This is a genomic window from Gaiella sp., from assembly GCF_057140465.1.
Genome location: NZ_DBNHWK010000073.1, coordinates 22,477 through 28,689, shown reverse-complemented (window position 1 = coordinate 28,689; position 6,213 = coordinate 22,477). Strand labels below are relative to the sequence as shown.

The window sequence follows — 6,213 nt, the reverse complement described above, 5'->3', positions numbered from 1 at the left end:
CGGTCGACGTCGGCGTCGTCGTTGTAGAGGTGGGTCGACACCCGAATGCCCCCGACGTGCGACGTGTAGCGGAGCGCGACGTAGATGCGCTCGTCGAGCAACGCGCTCAGGAACGCCTCGTTCTCGTCGGGACGATCCGACACCTCGAACGTCGTGATCCCCGACCGGGCCTCGCGCTCGGGCCTGGTCACCACGTGGACGCCGAGGCGCGTGAGCCCCTCGTGCAGCCGTCCGGCGAGGCCGAGCACGTGCTCCTCGATCGCCGCGATCCCCACACCGTTGATCAGCTCGAGCGAGGCGCCGAGCCCCACGGCTCCCGGGTAGTTGGCGGTGCCGTTGATCTCGAGGCTCTTCGCCGTGATCGGGAAGTCGTAGATCCGGACGGGCGTGCTCTCGGGCGTCGCGAAGTAGCGCCCCCATCCTCCCTCGGGCGTCTCCAGGCCGAGGTACCCCCAGGAGGGCATCCGCAGGGTCGGGAGGATCGACCGGCGCACGAAGAGGAGCCCGCATCCGAACGGCGCGTTGAGCCACTTGTGCCCTCCGGCGACGACGACGTCGACGGGGACCTCGGCGACGCTGAGGCGTGTCGCGCCGAGCTGCTGGATCGCGTCGACGACGAGCAGCGCATCGTGGGCGCGGCACACGTCTGCGAGCCCGTCGAGGTCGACGGCGTAGCCGTTCGTCCACTGCACGGAGCTGACGACGACCGCGCGTGTCCGGTCGTCGATCTGCTCCGCGAACGCCTCGACCGGGACCGCGCCGTCGCGGTTGTGCACCATCCGCACCTCGCGGATCACGCCGCGCTGGGCGAGCTTCAGCCAGGGGATCGCGACCTGCAGGAACTCGAGGTCGCAGAGGACGACGTTCTCGTCGGGCGCGAACGGGATCGCCGCCGCGATCACGTTGAGGCCGTGCGTCGTGCTCTCGACGAGCGCGATCTCGTCGACGTCGGCATCGAGCAGGCGCGCGCCCTCGTGCACCGCCCGTGCCCGCGCCTGGTCGAGGGCGATGTGGTGAATCGACGCGTCGCGCGCGTCACACGCCACCGCGGCGTCGAGGAACCGCTCGATCGCACGCTTCGCCTCGATCGGGGCGAGGCCGACGCACGCGGCGTCCAGGAACGTCTTGTCGTGCGCTCCCGGGAAGTGCTCCTTCATCCGCCGGAGAGCCCCCTGTGCGTCCTGGGTCGCCGGTCTCATACGCGAACCGTTAGCGGACGCACGCGTGCCGCGTCGTCCGTAGAAACCCGCCGCCCACGCTCCGCAGGCAGTCGGCGGCGAGGAGCAGCGCCGCCGGGGCGATCGCCTAGGCGTCGGGTGCGGCTCTCGGGCGCTCGGCGCGCAGGCGCGCGGTCGCGGCGGTGTCGAGCGCCAGCGAGCCCGGGTCGAGCACGACGGCGTAGTCGCGCTCGGCGAGCTCCACGGTCGTGAAGCCGTCGAGGACGTCGGACCGCACGAGCTCGGGGTCGCGGTCGAGCGGGTCGCCGTAGCCGCCGGAGTTCGGCACGGCGAGCTCGATCGTGGAGCCGGCGCGGAGCGTCTTGCCGGTGAACTTCGCCGGCCACATCTCGACCGTGCCGTCGGGCGCCGTCACCTTCGCGTAGGCGAGCGTGCCGTCGTGGCCCCCGAAGATGCCCCACGGCGGGTCCGACTCGTAGCGGTCTCCCTCGCAGGTGACGATCGTGTCGACGAGGAAGCGGTTGACGCGGATCATCCCGACGCCGCCGCGCCACTCGCCCGCCGCGCACGCGTCGTCGCGCAGCTCGTAGCGCTCCGTCCGCATCGGGAAGCGCCACTCGAGCTCCTCGATCGGGTTGTTCCGCGTGTTCGCGATCAGGCAGTCGACCGCGTCGAGCCCGTCGCGCCCCGGACGGCCGCCGTACGAGCCCTCGTCGACCTCGAGGTAGACCCAGTACTCGCCCTCCTCCTCGTCGAAGCCGGAGTAGGCGAGGAAGCCGAGGTGCGCCGAGTTGCCCGCGGTCACCTGCTGCGGGATCACCGGCGCGAGCGCGCGGAGCGCGAGGTCGACGGCGCGCTGCACCTGGCAGAAGCGGGCGAAGCACGCGCGCGGGTAGTTGGGGTTGAAGATCGAGCCCTTGGGCGCGATCACGTTCACCGGCGCGAGCATCCCCTCGTTCTGGGGCACGAACACCGGGAACGTCGCCTCGTCGAGGAAGATCATCCGCGTGATGAACGTCATCGCCGAGACCGTCGTCCCCTCGAACGGGCAGTTGTACCCGGTCGGCACCTCGTCGCTCGAGCCGCTGAGGTCGAACGTGATCTCGTCGCCGGAGATCTCGACGGCCACCTTCACCGGGAGCTTCACCCCGCGGTGCACCCCGTCGTCGTCGAGCCAGCCGACGTCGGTCTCGTACCGGCCGTCGGGCACCTTTGCGATCTCCTGGCGGAGCATCCGCTCGGAGTAGTCGAGCCAGGCCTTCGCGATCTCGAGGACGGTGGCCTCCCCGTAGCGGTCGAGGAGCTCCGCGTAGCGCTTCCGCGCGAGCTCGCAGGCGGCGATCATCGCCTGGATGTCGCCGTTGTTGAAGCTCGGCGTGCGGACGTTCTCGAGGATGTGCTTCCACAGGCCGCTCTGCCAGACGCCCTTCTCCTGGAGCTTGACCGCGCGGTAGATGTTCCCCTCCGACCAGTTGTCGACGAGGTCGATCGCGAGCCCCGGATAGGCACCGCCGATGTCGAGCACGTGCGCGGAGGCGCCGGCGAACCCGACGAGCTCTCCGCCGTGGAAGATCGGGACGACGATCGCGACGTCGGGTGAGTGCGTCGCGCCGCCGTACGGGTCGTTGTGGAGGATGATGTCGCCCTCGTGGATGTCGTCGCCGAGGATCCGGATCACGTTCTTCACGATCTTCGGCATCGCCCCCATGAACATCGGTGTCGAGTCGGACTCGGCGAGGTTGTTGCCGTGACGGTCGAAGATCCCGGCGCCGAGGTCCTCCGACTCGCGGATGATCGACGAGTACGACATGCGGTAGAGGACGCCGGCCATCTCCTTCGCGATCGCGGCGAAGGCCCCGCCGACGACGCGCATCAGGATCGGGGTCGACAGCGCCGTGCGACTGTCCTCCTCGACCCGCGGCCGGGTCGTGCAGTCGACGACGATGTTGCCGTGCGCGTCGATCTCGGCGGCGAGGCCGGGTGGGATCACCGTGGTCGTGTCGTACTGCTCGACGATCGCCGGCCCGTCGATCCGGTCGCCGGCGAGGAGCAGCTCCCGCTCGTAGAACGGCGTCATGTGCCGCTCTGCCTTGCCGTCCACGTCGAAGACGACCTCGCGCTCGAGCGTCTGTGCGCGTGACGGGTCGCCGTCGCCGGCCTCGAGCGCAGGAGCCCGGAGCTCGTCGACGCGGCCGATGCCGACGGCCCGGATGTTGATGATCTCGATCGGCGCATCGAAGCGGTGGCCGTACTCGTGCTCGTGGGCGGCGTGGAAGCGCTCCTTCAGCTCCTCGACCCAGTCGTCGTCGACCCCGCCGGCCGGCACCTCGGTGCGCACCTCGTAGCCCTGGCCGGCGTACCGGCAGTCGGCCAGGCGTCGTACGAGGCGCCGGTCTGCGGGGACGCCGTCGGCGTCGAGCTGGGCCACGGCCTGACCGACGAGCCCGTCGAAGCGCGCCGAGAGCTGCTCCGTGTCGAGGCTCTTCAGCGCGTGCCGCTCGGTGGCGACGAACTCGTGCTGGAGATCGGTGGCGAGAAGCCCTGTCGCGGCGATGATCCCCGGGCTGGGAGGGACGAGCACGCGGGCGATCTCGAGCTCGAGCGCGATGTCGCACGCGAAGAGCGGGCCCGCGCCTCCGGCCGCGACGAGCGTGAACTCGCGGGGGTCGTAGCCGCGGCGGACGGAGTTGAGCTCGATCGCCTGGGTCATCCCGTACTTCTGCACCTGGAGCGCTCCGAGCGCAGCCTCCTCGAGGCTCATCCCGAGCTCGCCCGCGACCGTGCCGATCGCCTGCTCGGCGAGCTCCCGGTCGAGTTGCATGCCGCCGCCGAGAAGGCCCCGGTCCTCGCGCAGGCGCCCGAGGACGAGCTGTGCGTCGGTGGAGGTCGGCAGCGTGCCGCCCCGCCCGTAGCAGGCAGGGCCGGGATCGGCGCCTGCGGATTGGGGGCCGACGCGGAACACGCCCCCCTGGTCGACGTAGGCGATCGAGCCGCCGCCGGCCCCGATCGTGTCGATGTCGACCATCGGCACCATCGCCTGGTAGTCGCCGATCTTCGTGTCGAGCAGGTGGCGCATGCGGAGCTCGCCGCCGGCGGCAACGCCGATGTCGGCCGACGTGCCGCCGATGTCGAGCGTGACGACGTTGTCGAAACCGGCGACGCGCCCGGCCCAGATGCCGCCGATCAGCCCCGCCACGGGCCCCGACATGAGGAGGTTGACCGGGCGCGCCGAAGCGGAGTCGACGGTCGTCATCCCGCCCGACGACTGCATCAGCTGGACGCCGTGGGGGAACCCGGCCACGCTCATGGCGTCGGCGAAGCGCTCGACGTACCGGGACACCTTCGGCCCGACGTACGCGTTGAGGGCGACGGTGGAGAACCGCTCGAACTCGCGGTAGAGCGGGAGCACCTCGTTGGAGACGGAGAGGTAGGCCTCCGGGAACTCCTCGAGCAGGATCTCCTTCACACGCTGCTCGTGCGACGGGTTGAGGTAGCTGTGGAGGAAGCAGACGGCGACCGCCTCGACCCCCGACTCCTTCAACATCCGGACGCGCTCGCGCACCTCGTCGTCGTCGAGCGGCGTCAGCACGTCACCATCGGGCACGGTGACGCGCTCCGCCACGGTGAGGCGATTGCGGCGCTTGACGAGCGGCCGTGACTGCCACGGGAGCTCCTGCTGGAGCGAGAAGTTGAGCGGCTTCTTGTGACGGGCGATGTGGAGGATGTCGCGCATCCCCTCGGTCGTGATCATCCCGACCTCGGCCCCCGAGTGCGTCAGGGCGATGTTCGTCGCGACGGTCGTCCCGTGGAGGAGGTTGTCGATCTCGGAGAGCTCGACGCCGGCCTTCGTGCACAGGTCGCGAATGCCGTCCACGACACCCCGGGCTGGGTCGTCCGGCGTGGAGGGGACCTTGTCGACGGTGATCCGGCCGGACTCCTCGTCGACGAGCGTGAGGTCGGTGAACGTTCCTCCGACGTCGACTCCGATGCGCTTCATCCCTGCTCCCTCCTAGGCCGTCGTCGCCGTCGTCACGCGGGAGATGATCTCACGGCCGACCGTGTCCATCTGGTCGAAGCTCCCGTTCAGGTAGGCGCACGAGATCTCGTCGACGCCGAGGCCGAAGAGCTCCTGCACCTTCGTGCGCACCTTCTCGGCGGGGCCGGCGATCGCGAAGTCGTCGATCAGCTCACCGGTCAGGTACGCGGTGTGATCCGCCTCGGACGAGAGGTGGCCGGCGTAGTAGTCGTACTCGTCTCGGCTCTGCGGGAGGCGCGTCATCTCCTCCGGCATGTCGTGGGCCGGGTTCCGCTTCATCGTGTCGGCGATGTGGTTCGCGCACGCCGCCGGGGCCCAGCGGCAGGCGTCCCACGCAGCCTGCTGGTCGTCGCCGACCCACATCGCGGTGAGCACGGAGAACGCGACGGCGTCGGGGTCGCGGCCGGCCTCCTCGGCGCCCGCCCGGACGTGATCCATCGCCCACCGGACGGCGGTCGGGCTGACGCCCACGTAGAGCATCACGCGATCCGCGAGCGATCCGGCGAGTCGCAGGTTCTTCGGCCCCGTCGCGGACATCATGATCGGGACGCCCGCGTCCCCCGCCAGCCAGCGGAAGTGGACGTCGGTGTCGTTGATCGTGACGTGGCGGGAGGCCATCAGGTCGCGCAGCACCGGGATCGACTCCTGCAGGAACGCGGTCTTGACCGGGTTGAGCCCCATCGTCCGCACGGCGCTGTCGCCGCGTCCGATGCCCAGCTCGAGGCGGCCCGGATGGAGCTCGGCGAGCGTGGCGAAGGCGCTCGCCGTCGTGGTGACGTGGCGGGTGTAGGGGTTGGTGACGGCGGTGCCGACGACGATGCGATCGGTCGCGGCGAGCGCGCTCGTCATGTAGACGAAGCAGTCCTGCCAGAGGATCTGGGAGTCGATGAACCAGGCGTGGCTGTATCCGGCCTGCTCCGCCCGCCGGACGGAGGCGATGCACTCGTCGAAGCGCTCGCACGTGAACTGGGAGCCGATCGTGCCCATGGTGTCTCCTTC

At 70.3% G+C, this 6,213-nt stretch carries 3 protein-coding genes; all 3 read right to left on the bottom strand.

All coding sequences use genetic code 11. The features are described from left to right. Nucleotides 1-1,199, bottom strand: a 1,199-nt coding sequence (locus AC162C_RS11000; RefSeq protein WP_484097589.1) for an aminotransferase class V-fold PLP-dependent enzyme, incomplete at its 3' end; no start/stop codon positions are given. 106 nt (nucleotides 1,200-1,305) lie between these two features. After that, nucleotides 1,306-5,175, bottom strand: a complete 3,870-nt coding sequence (locus AC162C_RS10995; protein WP_484097588.1) for a hydantoinase B/oxoprolinase family protein — start codon at nucleotides 5,173-5,175, stop codon at nucleotides 1,306-1,308. A 12-nt stretch (nucleotides 5,176-5,187) separates the two neighbouring features. Then, nucleotides 5,188-6,201 carry an LLM class flavin-dependent oxidoreductase gene (locus AC162C_RS10990; RefSeq protein ID WP_484097587.1) on the bottom strand — a complete coding sequence of 338 codons (1,014 nt, stop codon included), beginning with the start codon at nucleotides 6,199-6,201 and terminating at the stop codon, nucleotides 5,188-5,190. Between the last annotated feature and the right edge of the window lie 12 nt (nucleotides 6,202-6,213).